Annotated in this window: 18 protein-coding genes; 8 read left to right on the top strand and 10 right to left on the bottom strand. The window is 54.2% G+C overall.

Translation table 11 applies throughout. The features are described from left to right. Nucleotides 1-13 precede the first annotated feature (13 nt). From tyrR to pspA, 7 genes are all read right to left on the bottom strand, one after another. Nucleotides 14-1,579, bottom strand: a complete 1,566-nt coding sequence (gene tyrR / locus K5Y30_RS01965) for a transcriptional regulator TyrR (protein WP_222210363.1) — start codon at nt 1,577-1,579, stop codon at nt 14-16. 213 nt (nt 1,580-1,792) lie between these two features. Continuing rightward, on the bottom strand, nt 1,793-2,866 hold the full coding sequence (locus K5Y30_RS01960) for a YcjF family protein (protein WP_222210362.1): 1,074 nt from the start codon (nt 2,864-2,866) through the stop codon (nt 1,793-1,795). Beyond that, nucleotides 2,863-4,260 (bottom strand): YcjX family protein, encoded by a 1,398-nt coding sequence (locus K5Y30_RS01955; RefSeq protein ID WP_222182220.1) that lies wholly within the window; start codon nt 4,258-4,260, stop codon nt 2,863-2,865. Before K5Y30_RS01955 ends, K5Y30_RS01960 begins: the two co-directional genes overlap by 4 nt. Then, complete coding sequence (pspD, locus tag K5Y30_RS01950; RefSeq protein ID WP_007888070.1) at nt 4,241-4,489, bottom strand: phage shock protein PspD; 249 nt, start codon at nt 4,487-4,489, stop codon at nt 4,241-4,243. The genes K5Y30_RS01955 and pspD overlap by 20 nt, the downstream gene beginning before the upstream one ends. 47 nt (nt 4,490-4,536) lie before the next feature. Continuing rightward, nucleotides 4,537-4,884, bottom strand: a complete 348-nt coding sequence (pspC, locus tag K5Y30_RS01945) for an envelope stress response membrane protein PspC (RefSeq protein WP_101764292.1) — start codon at nt 4,882-4,884, stop codon at nt 4,537-4,539. Further along, complete coding sequence (pspB, locus tag K5Y30_RS01940) at nt 4,881-5,108, bottom strand: envelope stress response membrane protein PspB (protein ID WP_007888081.1); 228 nt, start codon at nt 5,106-5,108, stop codon at nt 4,881-4,883. The genes pspC and pspB overlap by 4 nt, the downstream gene beginning before the upstream one ends. A gap of 60 nt (nt 5,109-5,168) precedes the next feature. Further along, nucleotides 5,169-5,834 carry a phage shock protein PspA gene (pspA, locus tag K5Y30_RS01935; protein WP_222210361.1) on the bottom strand — a complete coding sequence of 222 codons (666 nt, stop codon included), beginning with the start codon at nt 5,832-5,834 and terminating at the stop codon, nt 5,169-5,171. Between the two features lie 164 nt (nt 5,835-5,998). Between pspA and pspF the strand changes: the two genes are divergently transcribed. From pspF to sapF, 6 genes are all read left to right on the top strand, one after another. Continuing rightward, complete coding sequence (gene pspF / locus K5Y30_RS01930) at nt 5,999-6,997, top strand: phage shock protein operon transcriptional activator (RefSeq protein WP_222182223.1); 999 nt, start codon at nt 5,999-6,001, stop codon at nt 6,995-6,997. Nucleotides 6,998-7,461: 464 nt separating this feature from the next. Then, nucleotides 7,462-9,084: an ABC transporter substrate-binding protein SapA gene (gene sapA / locus K5Y30_RS01925; RefSeq protein ID WP_110866234.1), complete on the top strand. Its 1,623-nt coding sequence runs from the start codon at nt 7,462-7,464 to the stop codon at nt 9,082-9,084. Nucleotides 9,085-9,086: 2 nt separating this feature from the next. After that, nucleotides 9,087-10,052, top strand: a complete 966-nt coding sequence (gene sapB, locus K5Y30_RS01920; protein WP_101764290.1) for a putrescine export ABC transporter permease SapB — start codon at nt 9,087-9,089, stop codon at nt 10,050-10,052. Further along, complete coding sequence (gene sapC / locus K5Y30_RS01915; RefSeq protein WP_101764289.1) at nt 10,039-10,929, top strand: putrescine export ABC transporter permease SapC; 891 nt, start codon at nt 10,039-10,041, stop codon at nt 10,927-10,929. Before sapB ends, sapC begins: the two co-directional genes overlap by 14 nt. Continuing rightward, complete coding sequence (sapD, locus tag K5Y30_RS01910) at nt 10,929-11,924, top strand: putrescine export ABC transporter ATP-binding protein SapD (RefSeq protein ID WP_222182225.1); 996 nt, start codon at nt 10,929-10,931, stop codon at nt 11,922-11,924. The genes sapC and sapD overlap by 1 nt, the downstream gene beginning before the upstream one ends. Nucleotides 11,925-11,926: 2 nt before the next feature. Next, complete coding sequence (sapF, locus tag K5Y30_RS01905) at nt 11,927-12,727, top strand: putrescine export ABC transporter ATP-binding protein SapF (RefSeq protein WP_222210360.1); 801 nt, start codon at nt 11,927-11,929, stop codon at nt 12,725-12,727. 47 nt (nt 12,728-12,774) lie between these two features. Here sapF and K5Y30_RS01900 read toward each other — a convergent pair whose 3' ends face one another. Continuing rightward, on the bottom strand, nt 12,775-14,454 hold the full coding sequence (locus K5Y30_RS01900) for a DUF262 domain-containing protein (RefSeq protein WP_222210359.1): 1,680 nt from the start codon (nt 14,452-14,454) through the stop codon (nt 12,775-12,777). Nucleotides 14,455-14,704: 250 nt separating this feature from the next. Here K5Y30_RS01900 and fabI point away from each other — a divergent pair, with 250 nt between their 5' ends. Together fabI and K5Y30_RS01890 are read left to right on the top strand one after the other, a co-directional pair. Continuing rightward, nucleotides 14,705-15,493, top strand: a complete 789-nt coding sequence (fabI, locus tag K5Y30_RS01895) for an enoyl-ACP reductase FabI (RefSeq protein ID WP_007892455.1) — start codon at nt 14,705-14,707, stop codon at nt 15,491-15,493. Nucleotides 15,494-15,691: 198 nt separating this feature from the next. Further along, a complete protein-coding gene (locus K5Y30_RS01890; protein WP_222210358.1) occupies nt 15,692-16,813 on the top strand; it encodes an oxidoreductase in 1,122 nt (373 codons plus the stop codon). Here the strand turns inward: K5Y30_RS01890 and K5Y30_RS01885 are convergent. Together K5Y30_RS01885 and K5Y30_RS01880 are read right to left on the bottom strand one after the other, a co-directional pair. After that, nucleotides 16,810-17,706 carry a LysR family transcriptional regulator gene (locus K5Y30_RS01885; protein WP_222210357.1) on the bottom strand — a complete coding sequence of 299 codons (897 nt, stop codon included), beginning with the start codon at nt 17,704-17,706 and terminating at the stop codon, nt 16,810-16,812. The two genes, K5Y30_RS01890 and K5Y30_RS01885, sit on opposite strands and share 4 nt — an antisense overlap. A gap of 80 nt (nt 17,707-17,786) precedes the next feature. Then, the gene (locus K5Y30_RS01880; RefSeq protein WP_222210356.1) at nt 17,787-19,376 is read right to left on the bottom strand and encodes a PTS transporter subunit EIIC; all 1,590 of its coding nucleotides are present in this window, start codon (nt 19,374-19,376) and stop codon (nt 17,787-17,789) included. Nucleotides 19,377-19,568: the final 192 nt, after the last annotated feature.

The following is a 19,568-nucleotide window of genomic DNA, read 5'->3' as shown; positions in this document are numbered from 1 at the left end:
TGTACGCGCCTTATTACTCGCTCTCGTTGCGCTTCTGCCCTAACCCATATTCACGCAGCTTATTGGCAATCGCGGTATGCGAGACGCCGAGGCGTTTAGCCAGTTTGCGCGTGCTGGGATAAGAGAGATAGAGACGCGTCAGCACCGAACGTTCGAAACGGCTGGTGATATCGTCCAGCGAACCTTCCATCGCCTCTTCACCAAATGACACATCCAGCGCCTGCTCTGGCAACACAATATCTTGTGGCCCAAGCTCGTAACCTTCCAGTTGCGTTAGCGCGCGGTACAGCGCATTCTTCAACTGGCGCACGTTACCCGGCCAGTTATAACGCGTCAGGAACGGCGTTAGCTGCGATGAGAGGCGCGGACGCGGCAAGCCTTGTTCATCGGCGAAACGCGCGACAAACATTTCGGTGAGCGGCAGAATATCCAGTGGACGTTCACGCAGCGGCGGCAGATTGAGCGTCAGCACATTCAAGCGATAAAACAGATCTTCGCGGAACTCACCACGCTGCACCAGCTCAATCAAATTCTTCTGCGTGGCGCAAATCACGCGCACATCAACGTGCACTTCATGCTCTTCACCCACGCGGCGGAACGTGCCGTCGTTGAGGAAACGCAATAGTTTGGTCTGCATGCGTGGCGACATTTCGCCAATCTCATCCAGCAATACCGAACCGCCGTTAGCCTGCTCGAAGAAGCCTTTCTTGCCTTCCAGCGCATTGGGATAAGCACCGGCAGCGTGACCAAATAGCTCGCTCTCCGCCACATCATCCGGCAATGAGGCGCAGTTCAGCGCCAGGAACGGTTTTTTGCCGCGCGCGCTACGCAAATGACAGGCACGCGCCAGCATATCTTTGCCGGTGCCGGTATCGCCCACGATTAACAGCGGCGCATCGTGCATCGCCAGCTTGCGCGCCTGATCGATCACCTGACGCATTTTTGGCGTAACCGCCACGATATGATCGAACTCCGATTCATCGGTAACGGTAAGATTCTGCAACTGTCGGCCCATACGCGCGGTCGATTTCAGGGTGATCATCGCGCCGACCGGCAGGTCGCTCTGGCCCTCTTCTTCTGCCAGATAAATTGGTCGCGCTTCCATCAGGAAATCGCGTCCCTGAATCACCACATGCTGCGCCTGTGCGTCAACGCGATCATTCTCCAGCCAGCGCTGGAAATTGAAGCCGGTGATGAGGGTGCCAACGTTTTGATTGCGCAGCTTCTGTTCATCAAGGGTGAACAGATTCTGTGCTGCCGGATTGGCCAGCTCGACTTTGCATTTCAGATCGATGGATAACACCGGTTCTGGCATCGCCACCAGCAGCGCGCTCAATGCGCGATGCTCGCGTTCAGAGGGCATAAACGAGACGGTACGCACATCTGTCACGCCAGGTGTACGGCGGATTTCCGCCATCAGATTGCTGAAGGGTTCAAACTCCAGCGCGGTAAAATTGAGGTAAATGCGACCAAGTGGCGCAATTTCGATGCCGCGCAGGTCGATATTGCGGGCAACCAGCAGGTCGAGCAACTCGCGCGCCAGACCGATTCGGTCCTGGCAGAAAACTTCCAAACGCATTGCGATGAGCCTTAGTCAGGTTTTGATTTTAGTGATAATACGCTAACTTGCAGCGCCTCAGAAGAGGCCTGTCAGGAAAAGTTGACAGCCAGAGGCAGGTGATAAAGGGAAGTGTAACGGAGTGACCAACAAAAATCCCGCCGAATATGCGTGGTAACACAGATAATTTTACCTTTCACGCCAGTTGCAGCGTGAAAGGTACGCAAGTGCTGATTATTTAGCAGCCTGCCCTGCTTTATCCCCACTTTTTACCAGGGATTCTTTCAGCTGACCGATTAACTCGCGACGGAAATCGCCCAGACGCGGCTTATCATCTTCCAGCCACGGTAACGGGCGACACAGCTCCATGGCTTTAATGCCGAGACGTGCGGTGAGCAAACCGGCACCAATCCCTTGCGCAGCGCGGGTTGACAGGCGTGCGGCAAGATCCTGTGACATCCAATCCATCCCGACTTCGCGCACCAGTTCGGAAGCCCCGGCAAACGCCATATTGAGCAGCACTAAGCGGAACAGGCGGATGCGGCTAAAGTAACCCAGCTCAATGCCATAGATCGCCGCGATGCGATTGACCAGCCGCAGATTGCGCCAGGCGATAAACGCCATGTCGACCAAAGCCAGCGGGCTGACGGCGATCATTAACGTCGATTCGGCGGCGTGACGGCTTATTTCCCGGCGCGCCTGACGATCCAGCACTGGCTGCACCAGTTGGGCATATAATGTGACAATTTCACGATCGTTGTGGGTTTCATGCAGCGCCGCATGCCAGCGCTGCAGTGCAGGATGCGCCTGATCGAGCTGCGCCTGTTGCGCCAGTTTTTCACAGAACGCGCGACCTTTGCCGACACCATGACTGTGCAGCAATTCGCGGCCAATATCGCGCTCTTCGGCCCGCTGACGCAGACGATATAAACGCCGCCATTCACCAATCAGCGCACCCGCCCCCGCGGCAACTATCAATGTGCCTGCCACGCCGGTGCCGAGGGTAAACCAGTCGCGCACCAGCCACGCATCGTGCAGCGTTTGCGCGCCCTGCGCCACCACGCTGACGCCGAAAATAGCGAGGCCAACGCCCACCATTTTACGCCACAGGCTGCGCTTCGGCCGCAGCGCGGCTTCCACCACTTTTTCGCCTTCGCCCTCTTCCAGCGGCTCGGCTTCCGCCGTGGCGAGAAAGGCTTTCTCGCTGTCCGCGCTAAAGGTTTGTGCGGCGCGCAGCGGTTTTTCCGCTTCCACCGTCAGCGGACGGGAAAAATCTATGCGTCCTTTTAAAGGTGTTTCGTCGCTCATCGCAATTTATCTCCCAGTAAAAATTCCAGTGCGGCATCCATGCGAATGTGCGGCAGCGGGCGATCGACATCCAGCTGCTGCGGCCGGAATTGTTCAAACTGAAATCCCTGCTGCTGCCAGAAATTGTGGCCAGGCAAGCGCGGCGGCACTTCGCCAGGATAGAACGTCAGCGCTTCATTATCGGCAAGACGATGACCGCGCAACGCCGGTAATTTCTCGCCACGATGATCAACCAGCCCACTTTCTGTGGCCTGCACCGAGGCTAAACCGAGGCAATCCATATTGATGCCTTCGAACGCCGCATTCTGCCACGCGTCCTGCACCAGTTGCTGCAGCAGCGACACCATATTGGCGTGCTGATCCGAAGTCACATGATCGGCTTTGGTGGCGGCAAACAGCAGCTTATCGATCACCGGAGAGAACAGACGGCGGAACAGCGTGCGCTGACCGTAGTGGAAACTCTGCATCAGTTGCGTCAAGGCGAGACGCATATCGTTGAACGCTTGCGGCCCGCTGTTAAGCGGTTGCAGACAATCGACCAGCACGATTTGGCGATCGAAACGCAGGAAATGATTTTTATAGAATCCTTTCACCACGTGCTGGCAGTAATAGTTGAAACGCTGCTGCAGCATGGCGAAGTTGCTGCCTGCTGGCGCTTGCGCCAGCTTGCTAACCTGCATCTCGTCGACCTGCGGCCACGGGAAGAACTGCAGCGCCGGCGCGCCGGCCATATCGCCCGGCAATACAAAGCGGCCCGGCTGGATAAAGTGCAAGCCTTCGCTTTTGCATTGGTGCAGATAATCGGTCCAGGCAGCGGCAATGGCTGCCAGACGATTTTCATCGGCGGGCGCAAAAGGATCGAGATCGGCGCACAAGCTGCGCCATTGCGCTGACCAGCCCGCGCGATCGCCCTGCAGCAAGCCCACCATCTGGCGTGACCAGCTGAGATAATCCTGTGCCAGCATCGGCAGATCCAGCAGCCATTCGCCGGGGTAATCGACAATTTCGAGGTAGAGCGTGGCGGTATCTTTGAAATGGCGCAGCAGCGATTCATCCGGACGATAGCGCAGCGCCAGACGCATTTCGCTTACGCCACGCGTCGGCGTCGGCCACATCGGCGGCGTGCCGTACAGTTGCGCCAGACCTTCGTCGTAGGTGAAACGCGGCGTGCCGAGTTCGCGCTGCGGCACACGCTTGACGCCCAGCAGGCGATCTTCACGCACCACGGAAAACAGCGGCAAACGTGCGCCGCTGTGGACATTGAGAAGCTGGTTAACCAGCGAAGTGATAAACGCGGTTTTACCGCTACGGCTTAAACCGGTTACAGCCAGGCGCAGATGGCGGTCAACACCGCGGTTCATCAACGCCACAAATTCATTTTGCAGTCTTTTCATCGTTCTCCCTGATGAATCGTGCCGATAAACGTTTAAACGCTTTGCTCAGCAACGGTTCCAGGGCGGCCGCCAGCAACAGGCGCAGCGGACGGCGCGCCACCGATTTCACCGCCCAGCCAGCGATACCGCCGGGCCCGTAAGTTACTGCACTAATGATGATAAATTTCCCCGCCGACATCAACGCAGGTGTCGCGCGACGGCGCAGAGCAGTAAAACGTTGAGTTTGCATAGAGCCTCTTATCACAATAGAAGAAGTGGGCCCGAAAGCCCGGGAATTTAAATCTGGCGGAAGCGGCTGCGCACGCTAAACGTCTCTGAAGTAACGTAGCGTTCAACTTCACGCACCTTTCGCTCATCGCTTTGCAGCGTTGTTTCCAGCTCGTCGAGCAGTTCACGTGCGCTGGGTGCCCGTTCAGATGTCGCATCAACGGGTTTCTCGTCCAGCACAAAGCCCAGAATAAAATAGGCGACGATGGTGAACATAAACAGTCCAAGGAACAGCGACAGCACCACAATCACACGCAGCAAGCGCACCGGAATGTCGAGGTACTCGGCGATACCCGCGCAGACGCCGCGTACTTTGCCCTGCTGCGGAATGCGCCACAGTTTACGGCCATTCATCATGGTTGCCTCCAGTTTGGATGTTCGGCATCCAAAATGGCTTCCAGTGCTTCAACACGCTCACGCATGCGGCGCGCATCCTGGGTAATTTGTTGCAAACGCTGCAGGTCACTCGACGATAGATCGGCGCCGCCGTTGCGTTTGTTGCTGTAATGCAGCCATAACCAAATTGGTGCGACAAACAGCACGAAAATCGTTAAAGGTATGGCTAAAAAAAGTGCGCTCATTGACTCTCCTTAATCACTAACACCATTTTTAACTCGGGCCCGCAATCAGGCCCGTGGCGATCACTCAGGGCGGTTCATTTTAGCTTTCAGCGCGGCCAGCTGCTGGCTGATTTCATCATCGGCTTTCAGCTCGGCGAACTCCTGATCCAAACCTTTTGGTTTACCAAAACGCTGGCTTTCTGCTTCTGCTTCCATGTGATCGATGCGACGTTCAAAGGATTCGAAACGTGCCATCGCATCATCAATCTTGCCGCTGTCGAGTTGACGACGCACATCACGTGATGACGATGCTGCCTGATGGCGCAGCGTTAACGCCTGCTGACGCGCACGGGTTTCAGTGAGTTTTTTCTCCAGCTCACCGATCTCGCCTTTCATGCGGTCCAGCGTCTCTTCAACCTGAGTCGATTCCTGCTGCAGCGCAGCAATCAAATCGGTCAGCTTTTGCTTCTCAATTAAAGCAGCACGCGCCAGATCTTCTTTACCTTTATTGATCGCCAGCTCCGCTTTTTCCTGCCATTCGGCCTGCTGAATGTCAGCCTGCTCAATACGGCGCAGCAGCTGTTTCTTTTCTGCCAGCGCGCGGGCTGAGGTTGAACGGACTTCTACCAGCGTGTCTTCCATTTCCTGAATCATCAGGCGTACCAGTTTCTGCGGATCTTCGGCGCGCTCCAGCAGAGAGTTGATGTTAGCGTTCACGATGTCGGCGAAACGAGAAAAAATACCCATAATGATGTTCCTCAAATTTTGTATGTAGGTGCGCGAGGCGCTCATTACTAATACAATTCGCGTGCCAACTTTTAATTTATTGATTTTACGCAATTTGTTTATTTTACATCCGCCAGAACATCCCTTAAGGTAGTGAAATTGATTAATCAGTGGCGAATTTCATCATGTCGAACAGTTCAGACAACCTTTTGGGTGAATCCAATAACTTTCTGGAAGTATTAGAGCAGGTTTCCCGCTTAGCGTCGCTGGAAAAACCGGTGCTGGTGATTGGCGAACGCGGCACCGGCAAAGAGCTGATTGCCAGCCGCCTGCATTATCTGTCAAACCGCTGGGAAGGGCCGTTTGTTTCGCTGAACTGTGCTGCGCTGAATGAAAACCTGCTCGATTCCGAACTCTTCGGTCATGAAGCCGGCGCGTTTACCGGGGCGCAAAAACGCCATCTGGGACGCTTCGAACGCGCCGATGGCGGCACGCTGTTTCTTGATGAACTCGCCACCGCGCCGATGCTGGTGCAGGAGAAATTGCTGCGCGTGATTGAATATGGCCAGCTGGAGCGCGTTGGCGGCAATCAATCGTTGCAGGTGAATGTACGTCTGGTGTGCGCCACCAATGAAGATCTGCCGGCGCTTGCCGCCGCCGGAAAATTCCGCGCCGACCTGCTCGATCGCCTCGCCTTTGATGTGGTGCAGCTGCCGCCGCTGCGTGAACGTCGCAGTGACATTCTGGTGATGGCCAACCATTTTGCCATTCAGATGTGCCGCGAACTGGGCTTGCCGCTGTTCCCTGGCTTCAGCGATCGCGCCCAGCTGACGCTGCTGAATCACAGCTGGCCCGGCAACGTGCGTGAACTGAAGAACGTGGTCGAGCGTTCGGTTTATCGCCATCACAGCGCCGACGATGAGCTGGATAACATTATCATTAACCCGTTCGCCCCCCGCACGCCGCCCGCCGACGTCATTGCCCAGGCGGACGTATCTGCCTTGCCTTCCCTGCCGCTGGATTTGCGTCAGTGGCAAAATCAACAGGAACGCGAGCTGGTTGAAGCGAGTTTACAGCAAGCCAAATACAACCAGCGCCGCGCCGCCGAGTTATTGCGTGTGACGTATCACCAATTACGCGCCATGATGAAAAAGCACGGTATTCAGGCCCGTGACGAGGATTAACCAGGTCGCCATAAATGGCGTGTATTAATTTGATTTTATTTTTTTTAAGCAAATCGCACGGTGTTTTTTTCTAACTGTTTCGAGTAGATGCAAGGCGGCAAGCGAGGACATCCCTGGGAGCATACATAAGTATGTGACCAGGGTGGACGAGCGCAGCCAACGCAGCAGCCGCTCGAAACAGGACGAAAAAAGGCCCGCGGGTTAACGCGGGCAACTAATACTGGAAGCAATGTGAGCAATGTCGTGCTCTTCTTCGGTAGAGCCACCGTCGAAGCGCAGAAGAATAATAATCATTCTTATTATCATCTGTAAACCCTTAATTGAGAATTTTTCTCATCTCCACACAGAGATTGTGATTACCCCATCGCCAGTTTGGCGAAAAACACAACAGAAGCGTCGCGAATTTGGGGAGTACGTGACGTTTAAGATACACTCACGCTATTGCCTCAGAATCGTTGAGTTCTATGCCAAAATTATTCCCCTCTCTGCTGCTGGGTCTCAGCATGATGAGCGCGTCAGCGTGGGCCGCGCCAACGGACAACATCCGCAACAGCGGTTTTGTCTATTGCGTTAACGGCACGGTTAATACCTTCAATCCACAAATGGTCAGCAGCGGCTTAGTCGTCGATACGCTGGCGGCGCAGCTGTATGACCGGCTGCTGGACGTGGATCCTTATACTTATCGGCTGATTCCCGACCTCGCCCAGAGCTGGGAAGTGCGGGATAACGGCGCAACCTACCGTTTTCACCTGCGTAAAGATGTCGCCTTCCAGCACACCAACTGGTTTAAACCGACGCGTAAAATGAACGCCGATGATGTGGTGTTCAGCTTTGCACGCATGTTTGATCGCAAGCATCCGTGGCACAACGTCAACGGCGGCAGCTATCCCTATTTTGATAGCCTGCAGTTTGCCGATTCGGTGCAGAGCGTGAAAAAGCTCGATAGCGATACGGTTGAAATCCGCCTGAACAGCCCGGACGCCTCTTTCTTGTGGCATATCGCGACGCATTACGCGCCGATTTTGTCGCAGGAGTACGCCAATAAACTCAGCGCTAAAGGCCAGCAGGAACAGCTGGACCGCGAACCGGTCGGCACCGGCCCGTTCCAGCTGAGCGAATACCGTACCGGGCAATATCTCCGCCTGGCGCGTAATCCGCAGTACTGGAAAGGCGTGCCGCGTCTGCAGCAGGTGGTGATTGATTTGGGCGTCGGCGGCACCGGAAGGTTATCCAAACTGCTGACCGGCGAATGCGATGTGCTGGCCTATCCCGCCGCCAGCCAGCTGAGCATTTTGCGTGACGATCCGCGCCTGCGCATGACGCTGCGTCCCGGCATGAACATCGCCTATCTGGCGTTCAACACGCGCAAACCGCCACTGGATCGCCCGGAAGTGCGTCACGCGCTGGCGCTGGCGATCAATAACGAACGCCTGATGGAGTCGATCTATTACGGCACCGCCGAAACTGCCGCCTCCATTTTGCCGCGTGCGTCTTGGGCGTATGACAACGATGCGCGCGTCACCGAATACAATCCGGCTAAAGCGCGTGAAGAGTTGAAAGCGCTGGGGCTGGAAGATTTACATTTACGTTTAGTGGTGCCCTCTTCCTCGCAGTCGTGGAATCCCAGCCCGCTAAAAACCGCTGAATTGTTGCAAGCGGATTTGGCTCAGGTTGGCGTGCGCGTCACTATCGCGCCGGTGGAAGGCCGCTTCCAGGAAGCGCAGTTGATGGAGATGAACCATGACCTCACGCTCACCGGCTGGGCAACCGACAGTAACGATCCCGACAGTTTCTTCCGTCCGCTGTTAAGCTGCGCGGCGATCCGTTCGCAAACCAACTACGCACACTGGTGCTCGCCCGCTTTTGATGAAGCGTTGCAGCATGCACTGTTGTCCCAGCAGCTATCGGCGCGCATTGACAGCTATGACAAGGCTCAGCAGATTTTGGCGCAGGAGTTGCCGGTGCTGCCGCTGGCGTCATCGCTGCGTTTGCAAGCCTATCGGCATGACATCAAAGGCCTGGTATTGAGCCCGTTTGGTAACGCCTCGTTCGCTGGCGTTTACCGCGATGAGAGCAGCGAGGAGTAAGCATGATTATCTATATTCTGCGTCGCGTGGTGCTGCTGCTGATCACCCTGTTTTTGCTGTCGCTGGTGAGCTTCAGTCTGAGCTACTTCACGCCAAACGCCCCGCTTGAAGGTGCGTCGCTGTTTGATGCGTGGTGGTTCTGGTTTAAGGGCTTGCTGCAGTTCGATTTTGGCGTCTCCAGCACCAACGGCCAGCCGATTGATCTTCAGCTGCGCGAAGTGTTTCCCGCCACGCTGGAGCTGTGCGTGATGGCATTTATTCTGGCGCTGCTGGTGGGCATTCCGCTGGGAATTTGCGCCGGCGTGATGCGTAAAAAATGGCAGGATAAAGCCATCAGCGCGCTGGCGCTGCTCGGCTTCTCGATGCCGGTATTCTGGCTGGCGCTGCTGTTTACGCTGTTCTTCTCGTTAACGCTCGGCTGGTTGCCGGTGTCCGGACGTTTCGACCTGCTCTATCCGGTGCAAAACGTTACCGGCTTCGCGCTGATTGATGCCTGGCTGAGCCCGTCGCCGTGGCGTCATGAAATGCTGGTCAGCGCCTTAACGCACATGATTCTGCCGGTGGTCGTTCTCGCCGTTGCGCCTGCTACCGAGATGATCCGCTTACTGCGCAGCAGCACCAGCGATGTGATGGACAAAAATTACGTCAAAGCCGCCGCCACGCGCGGGCTGTCGCGCTTCACGGTGATCCGCCGCCACGTGCTGCACAATGCGCTGCCGCCGGTGATTCCGCGCCTTGGCCTGCAATTTTCCACCATGCTGACTCTGGCGATGATTACCGAAGTGGTGTTCAACTGGCCGGGCCTCGGCCGCTGGCTGATTAACGCGATTCGCCAGCAGGATTACGCGGCGATTTCCGCTGGCGTGATGGTGGTGGGCGGTCTGGTGATTCTGGTCAGCGTGTTATCCGACATTCTGGGTGCGGCACTTAACCCGCTGAAACATAAGGAATGGTATGCCCTTAGATAATGTCTACGACGAGAAGCGGCTGCCCAGCACGCTGCGTCGCAGCTGGCAGCGCTTGTATCGCGATACCAGCGGCATGGTCGGCCTGTACGGCTTTGGCCTGCTGCTGTTCCTGTGCCTGTTTGGCGGCCTGCTGGCGCCTTATGGCATCGATCAGCAATTCCTCGGTTATCAGCTGCTGCCGCCGTCGTGGTCGCGCTACGGCGATGTCTCCTTCTTCCTCGGCACCGATGATTTAGGCCGCGATGTGCTGAGCCGCCTGCTAAGCGGCGTAGCGCCGACCGTGGGTTCGGCGATTCTGGTGACGGTGCTTGCGGCAATTTGCGCGCTGGTGCTTGGCGTGTTTGCCGGTATCACGCACGGCATGCGCTCGGCGGTGATGAATCACGTGCTGGATACCTTACTGTCGATTCCCTCGCTGCTGCTGGCGATTATCGTGGTGGCGTTTCTCGGCCCGCGCCTGGAACACGCGATGCTGGCGGTGTTTCTCGCGCTGATCCCACGTCTGGTGCGCGAGATCTATACTGCTGTGCATGATGAGATGGAAAAAGAGTATGTGGTGGCGCTGCGTCTCGATGGCGCGCGCAATCTGAATATCTTGTGGAATGCGGTGCTGCCTAACGTGCTGCCGCTGCTGGTGAGCGAATTTACCCGCTCGCTGTCGATGGCGATTCTGGACATCGCCGCACTCGGTTTCCTCGATCTTGGCGCGCAGCTGCCCTCACCCGAATGGGGTGCGATGCTGGGTGACGCGCTGGAGCTGATCTACGTTGCGCCGTGGACGGTCATGCTGCCGGGCGTGGCGCTGATGGTCAGCGTGTTGATCGTTAACCTGCTGGGCGACGGCATTCGTCGCGCTGTAGAAGCGGGAGTTGAATAATGCCGCTACTGGATATCCGTAACCTGACCATCGAATTTATGACCGCTGACGGTCCGGTCAAAGCGGTTGATCGCATCAACCTGACGCTAAGCGAAGGCGAAATCCGCGGTTTGGTGGGTGAATCGGGTTCAGGCAAAAGCCTGATCGCCAAAGCAATTTGCGGCGTCACCAAAGATAACTGGCGCGTCACCGCCGATCGCATGGTGTTTGATGATATTGATCTGCTGCGCCTGTCACCGCGCGAACGCCGTCGGATTGTCGGCCATAACGTGTCGATGATTTTTCAGGAGCCGCAATCCTGTCTTGATCCGTCAGAAAGTATTGGTCGCCAGCTGATGCAGGCGATTCCGCGTTGGACGCACAAAGGCCGTTGGTATAAACGGCTGTGGTTCTGGCGCAAAGTGCGCGCCATTGAGCTGCTGCATCGCGTCGGCATCAAAGATCATAAAGACATCATGCGCAGTTTCCCGTATGAACTCACCGACGGCGAATGCCAGAAAGTGATGATCGCCATCGCGCTGGCCAATCAGCCGCGTTTGCTGATTGCCGATGAACCAACCAATGCGATGGAGCCGACCACGCAGGCGCAGATTTTCCGCCTGCTGAGCCGCCTCAATCAGAATAACAACACCACCATTTTGCTGATCAGCCACGATCTGCGCACCATGAGCCATTGGGCCGACCGCATTAATGTGATGTATTGCGGCCAGACGGTGGAGATCGCGCAGAGCGAAGAGTTAATGGATACGCCGCATCATCCTTACACGCAGGCGCTGATCCGGGCGATGCCCGATTTCGGTAGCGCACTGCCGCACAAAAGCCGCCTCAACACGCTTTCTGGCGCGATTCCGTCGCTGGAACATCTGCCGATTGGCTGTCGTCTGGGGCCGCGCTGCCCGTATGCGCAGCGTAAATGCATCGAAACACCGCGCCTGACCGGCAATAAAGCGCATCTGTTTGCTTGTCACTTCCCGCTGAATATGGAGAGCCAGTAAACATGGAAACGCTGCTGGAAGTGCGCAACCTGAGTAAAACCTACCGCTATCGCACCGGTTTGTTCCGTCGTCAGCACGTTGAGGCGGTGAAAGGCGTCAGTTTTACCCTGCGTGAAAAACAGACGCTGGCGGTGATTGGTGAAAACGGTTCGGGAAAATCGACGCTGGCAAAAATGCTCAGCGGCATGGTCGAGCCGAGCGAGGGCGAGATGCTGATTGACGATCATCCGCTGGAGTACGGTGATTATGGTTATCGCAGCCAGCGCATTCGCATGATTTTTCAGGATCCCTCAACCTCGCTGAATCCGCGCCAGCGCATCAGCCAGATACTCGATTTCCCGCTGCGCCTGAATACCGAGCTGGATGATGACGCGCGTGAAAAACGCATTATCGCCACGCTGCGTCAGGTCGGTTTGCTGCGCGACCACGCCGGATACTATCCGCACATGCTGGCGCCGGGCCAGAAGCAGCGCCTGGCGCTGGCGCGAGCGCTGATTCTGCAGCCAAAAGTGATCGTCGCCGATGAAGCCCTCGCCTCGCTGGATATGACCATGCGTTCACAGCTGGTGAACCTGATGCTGGAACTGCAGGAGAAGCACGGCATCGCCTATATTTATGTCACGCAGCATCTCGGCATGATGAAGCACATCAGCGATCAGGTACTGGTGATGCATCAGGGCGAAGTGGTCGAGCGCGGCGGCACCGCCGATGTATTGGCCTCGCCGCTGCACGATCTCACCAAGCGCCTGATCACCAGCCACTTTGGTGAAGCCTTAACCGCCGAAGCCTGGCGTAAGGATTAAAATTGAGGCTACTCATTGAGAATGAGTAGCCTCTTATTACCTTTATATTATATTGACCAGACTGCTTTAGCTTGTTTAGCCAGATAACTTTGTCTAATTCTTATGTTTTCAGGATTCCAAGATTTGTGTCCAAACCTTTTAGATAATTCATATTTACTCGTTTGATAAACTGGCAACTTTTCCTCCAAAGAGCTATTTGCAATTGCATTGTTTTTAGAGGATTCTAAAATTGTGAAATTACCTATCCGATAAATGTAATTTTCTTGAGTATCAATAGGGAAACTCCCTTCCCATTCGAGAGAAGGATTCTCAGGAAGAATATGCTCTAACGTCCCCGCATCACTCTCGTAGTCAAGACTTTTGGAACCGAGATGGTTTTCAATTGCAAATAGAATATACCTTGCCATTTTTGCAGATCTTTTAGTTTTTACTATTTTGTCTTCAAAGTTTCTTACGAAATCCTCATCATTAATATATAACCCCTTAAGTTTATCAAAAACATCAATTGCGCGTTTTATGGTGCCCGAACTTATTGACATAGCCACGTCAGTATAGATTTTCTCCATGGCATTTGGATTTTGACCGGAGATAACAAGATAGCGAAACGAAATTACTGTACAAATCCTTAACACTTTTGTAAACTCGTCCGGTTCAAGGTATTTATGAGCTGACATCAACAAAGGAAAACATTGAGAAATTTTAAATAATTCTAATTCTTTAACATGTTTTTTATTTTTATTATTATCTTCCCAATAGGAATTATTTGGTTCATTCAACGCAGAGTAAACAGCAGCCATCTCTTCAAGCTCTTTCATCAAGTCAAAGGCCTGCTTGGGAGTTTTTACATCTTGCTTGATTGTTTTAAATAACTCTTTTTCCTGAATGTGCCCACGTGAAGTCATCCAAGAGTGTCTCAGAAAACGCGGGAAGTTAGGATAAGATATTTGATGAATTATTGAGTCCCATAAATATTTAATATGCTGCCTATCATCCTCATTAACTATTGAGAATATATAGTTCTTGAGTAAGTCCGTAACTGAAAGTGCTAATCCTCTGTCATTTAATGTTTCAAAAATGAGAAATGCACTTAAATCATTCGTTGCAGTTATTTTTATAAACAACAAATTATCCGATATATACTCAACGAAATCTATTAGGGCATCCATCCCTCCTTCACTAAGGATATCTAAGTTGATTTTTTCCTTAAAAAACTGAAAGCATTCATAAAGCTGCTTGTTACTTTTTAATTGCCCGCGGAGGTTATGAGGTTTTCTTAACTGAAGCAAAAATGTAGTAAAAAAAGGATCATTATTTTCGTTTAGTTTCAACTTATTTATTGTAGTTAATGATGATAATGATTTTTTGCCAATGTACCCGTCCATTAATATGTTTTTTCTTAATTCATTCTCATCAACATTCTCACCTTTTATAATCATATCATCAATGATGCTTATTGCAGAAAGAATGACTAATGTTAATGTTGTCATTCTCTGCTGACCATCAATAACTTCGAATCCTTTTTTTTCACGTGGGATTAGAACTATAGACCCCATATAATGCTTAGAATCGACACTTCTATTAGCATTAATATCATTCCATAAGTCTTCCCAGTGAGGCTCTTCCCAAGAATAATCGCGTTGATAAGTAGGTATAATAAAGCGGCTATCGCTTTTAATTATCTTACCAAATGATTCTGCACCCGCATTTAACAAACTATCAGCACTCATATTTAAATCCCTTATAAAACATGATAATAGATTGATTACTTAAGATTTATATTCGAGGTATTTCCTTAATCCAACATCAATTAATAAAATATTTCTTAAGCTTTGACTTGTCTAGTCCTAAATTGTGGAGATGTTTTCCTCTATTACCTATGCATAACTACTTATGCTAGACTTCGCACGAGATTAACGTCGGTCGCCTGTTTTTCAACCACCGCGACCGCCAACAACAATGACCAAAAGGATTACAGCTATGGGTTTTCTTTCCGGTAAGCGCATTCTGATTACTGGCGTTGCCAGTAAACTCTCAATCGCCTACGGTATTGCGCAGGCGATGCACAAACAGGGCGCAGAACTGGCTTTCACCTACCAGAACGACAAATTGAAAAGTCGTGTGGAAGAGTTTGCTAAAGATCTGGGTTCAGACATTGTTCTGCCATGCGATGTGGCGGAAGACGAGAGCATCACTGCGCTGTTCACCGAACTGGCAAAAACCTGGCCGAAATTTGACGGTTTCGTTCACTCCATCGGTTTCGCACCTGGCGATCAGCTGGATGGCGATTACGTGAATGCCGTGACCCGTGAAGGCTTCAAGATCGCTCACGACATTAGCGCGTACAGCTTTGTTGCGATGGCGAAAGAGTGCCGTGCGATGCTGAACCCGAATTCCGCCCTGCTGACCTTGTCTTACCTGGGTGCAGAGCGCGCCATCCCGAACTACAACGTGATGGGTCTGGCGAAAGCGTCTCTGGAAGCTAACGTACGCTACATGGCGAACGCGATGGGTCCAGAAGGCACGCGTGTTAACGCCGTTTCTGCCGGTCCAATCCGTACGCTGGCGGCATCAGGCATCAAAGATTTCCGTAAAATGCTGGCGCACTGCGAAGCGGTTACCCCGATTCGTCGTACCGTTACTATTGAAGACGTGGGTAACTCAGCTGCATTCCTGTGCTCTGATTTGGCGGGTGGTATCACCGGTGAAGTGGTACACGTTGATGGCGGCTTCAGCATTGCCGCAATGAACGAGCTGGAACTGAAATAAGATTTCCCCAGGGTCGCCATTCATGGCGACCTCCTCTTCAAATAACGCCCTCCTTATACTCGTAAGCTATTAATTATTCCCCATCATTCTTTTGCCGTGGACAGCCGTTCAGCGACGATAAGCTAGCCCTTTGTTGCATGCCTGCTTTTCAGATTCGCACGCTGTGCAGCAAGTCCGTTTTTAGCGCAAGGAATGACCATGGAACAACGCCGTTCTCCCGGCCATGACCACTGGTTTTATGAAAGCCAGACTCGCCCGAATAGCACCGCCACTGCGCCGCTGGTGCCCGAAGCCGCCTATATCGACGATCGTTTCTTACTCGGTTTGCAACAGGAAGCGACCGCGTTACAGCCGCTGTTGTCGCGTTTTCAGCCTGCGTTATTGGCCGCGCGCGATCTCAGCCAGATTATGTTTCCCGATACGCTTGCCACCAGTTTGACCCACACCTTAACGCTGTACGATCGCCTCAGCACCGCGCTAACGGTGGCGCAGGTCGCAGGTGTGCAGCGCTTGTGCAATCACTACTCCGCCCGGCTCAATCCGTTGCCGGGTCCGGACTCGTCACGTGAAAGTAATAATCGCCTGACGCAAATCACCCAATATGCGCGTCAACTGGCGATGCAGCCGGAACTGATCACCGCCAGCAGCATCAGCGCGCTGGACGCGGTGGGCTTAACCGAGCCCGATATCGTCACGCTGAATCAACTGGTGGGATATGTCAGCTATCAGTCACGCGTGGTGGCATCGCTGCAGGCGATGATGGGCTTGCCGGTGCGCTGGATTCCGGGCGTAACACCGCCGCCGGACGCCAGCGCAGCGCTGTTTACCGGCAACGACGGCTGGCAGCACGCGTTGAAACCGGTTGAACTGCGCTATGCCAGCGCCGATCAGCTGGCGGCGGTTACTTTCTGTAAGGGTATTGAGGGATTGGATGATGCCATTTGGCTGCTGGTACATGATGCGCAAGTGCTGTATGGCTTCGCCACGCTAAAACAGCGGCTGAGTGAACATTTTGCCGGGGATGAAGCGCTGGCGCAGGCGGTTAGCGCACGCGTGCTGGGTTGTCGACGTCAGTTTGATTTTGTTACCGATGAATGGCGTGACGCACTGCTGCAGGATGTCGAAAGCGCTGGCGCAGCATCGCCGGTGATTTCACTCAGCGCCCAGCTCACTCGCCTGCCCGACCGCTTCAGCGCTGCGCATTTGCAGCCGCTGCTGAACGCGGGCTGGGGCAGCGAACGCATCTTCACACTGTTGCAAGCGGTGGCTTTCGCCAGCTGGCAGGATCGCCTGCTGATGGCGCTCGGCGAAACCCGTTAATCGGGCAGATGCCGCCGCGCTTCATCAAAGAAATGCTGAGCCAGCGGCGATGCTCTGCCCGGCTCGGCAATCACTAATGCCGCCTGCCGGCCCATCGGCGCCATCTCAATCGGCCGCCGCGACAGATTCTGCATCAGCTCCGGCAACAGATGCCCGCAGGGCGACACCATCACGCCCAAACCAACCTGCGCGCTTTGCAGCAGTTGCATAATCGACGCGCTCTCAACGATCACGCGTGGGATCAAGCCGGTTTCCCGCAGCTGCCCATCAAGATAACGTCGAAAATAGCGCGTGGGTTCTGCCAGACACAGCGGCTGGCAGGCAAGCGTGGCGAGCGAGATGTTCTCTTGCTCGAGCAGCGCCGGAAAGTGCGCCGGATTGAACAGCGCCTCGACGCCCGGATCTTTCAACAGCGCAGTTTGAAAATGCAGCTCGCGCAGTGACGTCAGTTCAAAAAAACCGATACCGCCATCCACGGTGTGGCTGTTAAGCGCTTCCAGCAGCTGATCGGCGCTCATCGCGGCCACGCGATAATCCAGCTGTGGATAACGCGCTTCAACCGCTTTCAACAACGCAGGCAGCGCCACGCTGCACTGCGGCATAACACCCAGCCGCAAGGTGCCGTTGACGCCATGCTTGAGCGACTCCACTTCCAGCTTCAATCCCTGGTACACCGAAACAATTTCCCGCGCCCAGGTCAGTACGCGCTCGCCTTCCGGCGTAAAGCCATCGAAATTATTACTGCGGTTGATCAGCGACAGCCCTAATTCGCGTTCGAGGTTTTTCAGGCGCATCGATAGCGTCGGCTGGCTGACAAAGCTGACCTCTGCCGCGCGGCCAAAGTGGCGTTCGCGTTCAAGATTTGTCAGATAGATTAATTGTTTGATGTCCATGGAAAGCAGAATTGGCTGGAAAACAGCAGTGTATCATGGCGGTTGCCGCTGCGCTGCGTCCAGGCGCAGCGGCCATTGTGTTACGCCACACCCAAGGCACTTTTTACGTCGTTGGCGATCTTCTCGACCTGCGGGCCGTAAATCACCTGGATATCGTGTTCGCTGACGCGATTGATGCCGTTCGCGCCGGTGGTCAGTAACGTTTGATCGACCACCTCATTCATCTGTTTGACCCGCACGCGCAGCCGGGTGAAGCAGCAATCGACGTCCTCTATATTGGCTTCGCCGCCCAGCCCGCTGATGATCACTTTGGTGCGCTCATCCGCCGCCACCTGTTCGGGTTTGTGCTCCTCATCGGATTCCCGTCCCGGCGTTTCAACCCGCATCCGCGTGATGACAAAACGGAAGCCGTAGTAGTAAATCGGCATGTAAATCACGCCGAGCACAATCGTCCACCACCAATGCGTTTTGCTGCCACCGAGAATGCCGAACACCACCAGATCGATGGCGCCGCCCTGCACGTTGCCAATCATCAAATGCAGCATCGACATCAACATAAATGACAGGCCGGTTAATAGCGCATGCAGGATATAGAGCACCGGCGACACGAAGATGAAACAGAACTCCAGCGGCTCGGTGATGCCGGTGGTAAAGGAAGTCAGTGCACCGGCCAGCACCAGCGCTTTAACGCGCTGCTTATGCTCGGGGCGCGCAGTGTGGTAGATCGCCAGCGCGGCGGCCGGTAAGCCAAACATCATTACCGGAATTTTGCCCTGCGCGAGGAATTGCGTCGCGCCGCGCACCGTATCGTCCGGGATGGCGCCGGGATGCGTTAGCGAGGTGTTGAAGATGTTCAGCGCGCCGACGATACTTTGTCCATCAACCGTTGCCATGCCGCCAATTGGCGTGAAGCGCACGGTTTCGTTGAGGATATGGTGCAAACCGGTAGGAATCAGTAAGCGTTCGCTGGTGCCGAGCAGGAAGGCACCGTACTGCCCGCTTTTACCAATCATCAAACCCACCCACGCGATGCCTTCGCCAATCGTCGGCCAAATCAACGCCAGCAGCACGCCCACCAGCGGCAGCACCACCACGGTCACGATCGGCACAAAGCGGCGTCCACCAAAGAAGCTAATCGCCGTCGGTAGTTGCTGAGTGTAAAAACGGTTGTGCAGCAGCACGGTAATCAATCCGGCAATCACGCCGCCCAGCACGCTCATGTTGTAAGTAAAGATGCCGAGCATGTCGATGTATTCGGCCGACGTCATCATCGCTGCGGTTTGATCCATACCTGCTTTCTGCAGCGCTTCTGGCGTGGTGGTAGCGGCCGTCAAACCTTTCGACGCCAGCGTGGAGCTGATACCGACATTCATGGCGATATAGCCAATTACGGCGGCAAAGGCGGCGGTCGGTTTCTCCGCTTTCGCCAGCCCGATGGCACTGGCCACCGCAAAGAACAGCGGCAAATTGGCGAACAGCGCGCCCGCCACCTTGCGGATAAACCCGATAATCAGCTGTGGCACCTGCAGATTGGCGAAGGCATCGCCGGTGATGGCCGGATTTTGCATTGCGGCGGCCAGGCCAAGAAAGATCCCTGCGGCAGCAATCACCGAGATAGGCATCATCAAGGCTTTACCGAAGGCGTGAATTTGGCTTGCCAGATTCTTCATGCTGCGTGCCCTTTTCAGAATGGAAAGAGCAATTATTAGTCAGTTATCTCAGCAGCACGTAACTGCCGCCCCTTAACAGCCGGGAAAGTTTGACTTAGGTCACGCTTTACGCGCGTTTCACGATAAACGCCGCCTATCGCACCATTAAACCAATCAATTAGACAACTTTTAAGGAGAGTCGCACACTTCCCG

Source organism: Pantoea sp. DY-5 (genome assembly GCF_019795955.1).
Taxonomy (GTDB): domain Bacteria; phylum Pseudomonadota; class Gammaproteobacteria; order Enterobacterales; family Enterobacteriaceae; genus Pantoea; species Pantoea leporis.
Note: the sequence above shows the minus strand (reverse complement) of the source record. Positions and strands in the feature narration are given on the sequence as shown.

Coding starts and splice junctions, on each gene's coding strand:
- tyrR (WP_222210363.1), bottom strand. CDS start 1,579: ATGCGTTTGGAAGTTTTCTGCCAGGACCGAATCGGTCTGGCGCGCGAG.
- pspD (WP_007888070.1), bottom strand. CDS start 4,489: ATGCAAACTCAACGTTTTACTGCTCTGCGCCGTCGCGCGACACCTGCG.
- pspC (WP_101764292.1), bottom strand. CDS start 4,884: ATGATGAATGGCCGTAAACTGTGGCGCATTCCGCAGCAGGGCAAAGTA.
- K5Y30_RS01960 (WP_222210362.1), bottom strand. CDS start 2,866: ATGAGCGACGAAACACCTTTAAAAGGACGCATAGATTTTTCCCGTCCG.
- sapC (WP_101764289.1), top strand. CDS start 10,039: ATGCCCTTAGATAATGTCTACGACGAGAAGCGGCTGCCCAGCACGCTG.
- pspF (WP_222182223.1), top strand. CDS start 5,999: ATGTCGAACAGTTCAGACAACCTTTTGGGTGAATCCAATAACTTTCTG.
- K5Y30_RS01885 (WP_222210357.1), bottom strand. CDS start 17,706: ATGGACATCAAACAATTAATCTATCTGACAAATCTTGAACGCGAACGC.
- K5Y30_RS01890 (WP_222210358.1), top strand. CDS start 15,692: ATGGAACAACGCCGTTCTCCCGGCCATGACCACTGGTTTTATGAAAGC.
- pspA (WP_222210361.1), bottom strand. CDS start 5,834: ATGGGTATTTTTTCTCGTTTCGCCGACATCGTGAACGCTAACATCAAC.
- K5Y30_RS01880 (WP_222210356.1), bottom strand. CDS start 19,376: ATGAAGAATCTGGCAAGCCAAATTCACGCCTTCGGTAAAGCCTTGATG.
- fabI (WP_007892455.1), top strand. CDS start 14,705: ATGGGTTTTCTTTCCGGTAAGCGCATTCTGATTACTGGCGTTGCCAGT.
- sapF (WP_222210360.1), top strand. CDS start 11,927: ATGGAAACGCTGCTGGAAGTGCGCAACCTGAGTAAAACCTACCGCTAT.
- sapA (WP_110866234.1), top strand. CDS start 7,462: ATGCCAAAATTATTCCCCTCTCTGCTGCTGGGTCTCAGCATGATGAGC.
- sapB (WP_101764290.1), top strand. CDS start 9,087: ATGATTATCTATATTCTGCGTCGCGTGGTGCTGCTGCTGATCACCCTG.
- K5Y30_RS01900 (WP_222210359.1), bottom strand. CDS start 14,454: ATGAGTGCTGATAGTTTGTTAAATGCGGGTGCAGAATCATTTGGTAAG.
- K5Y30_RS01955 (WP_222182220.1), bottom strand. CDS start 4,260: ATGAAAAGACTGCAAAATGAATTTGTGGCGTTGATGAACCGCGGTGTT.
- sapD (WP_222182225.1), top strand. CDS start 10,929: ATGCCGCTACTGGATATCCGTAACCTGACCATCGAATTTATGACCGCT.
- pspB (WP_007888081.1), bottom strand. CDS start 5,108: ATGAGCGCACTTTTTTTAGCCATACCTTTAACGATTTTCGTGCTGTTT.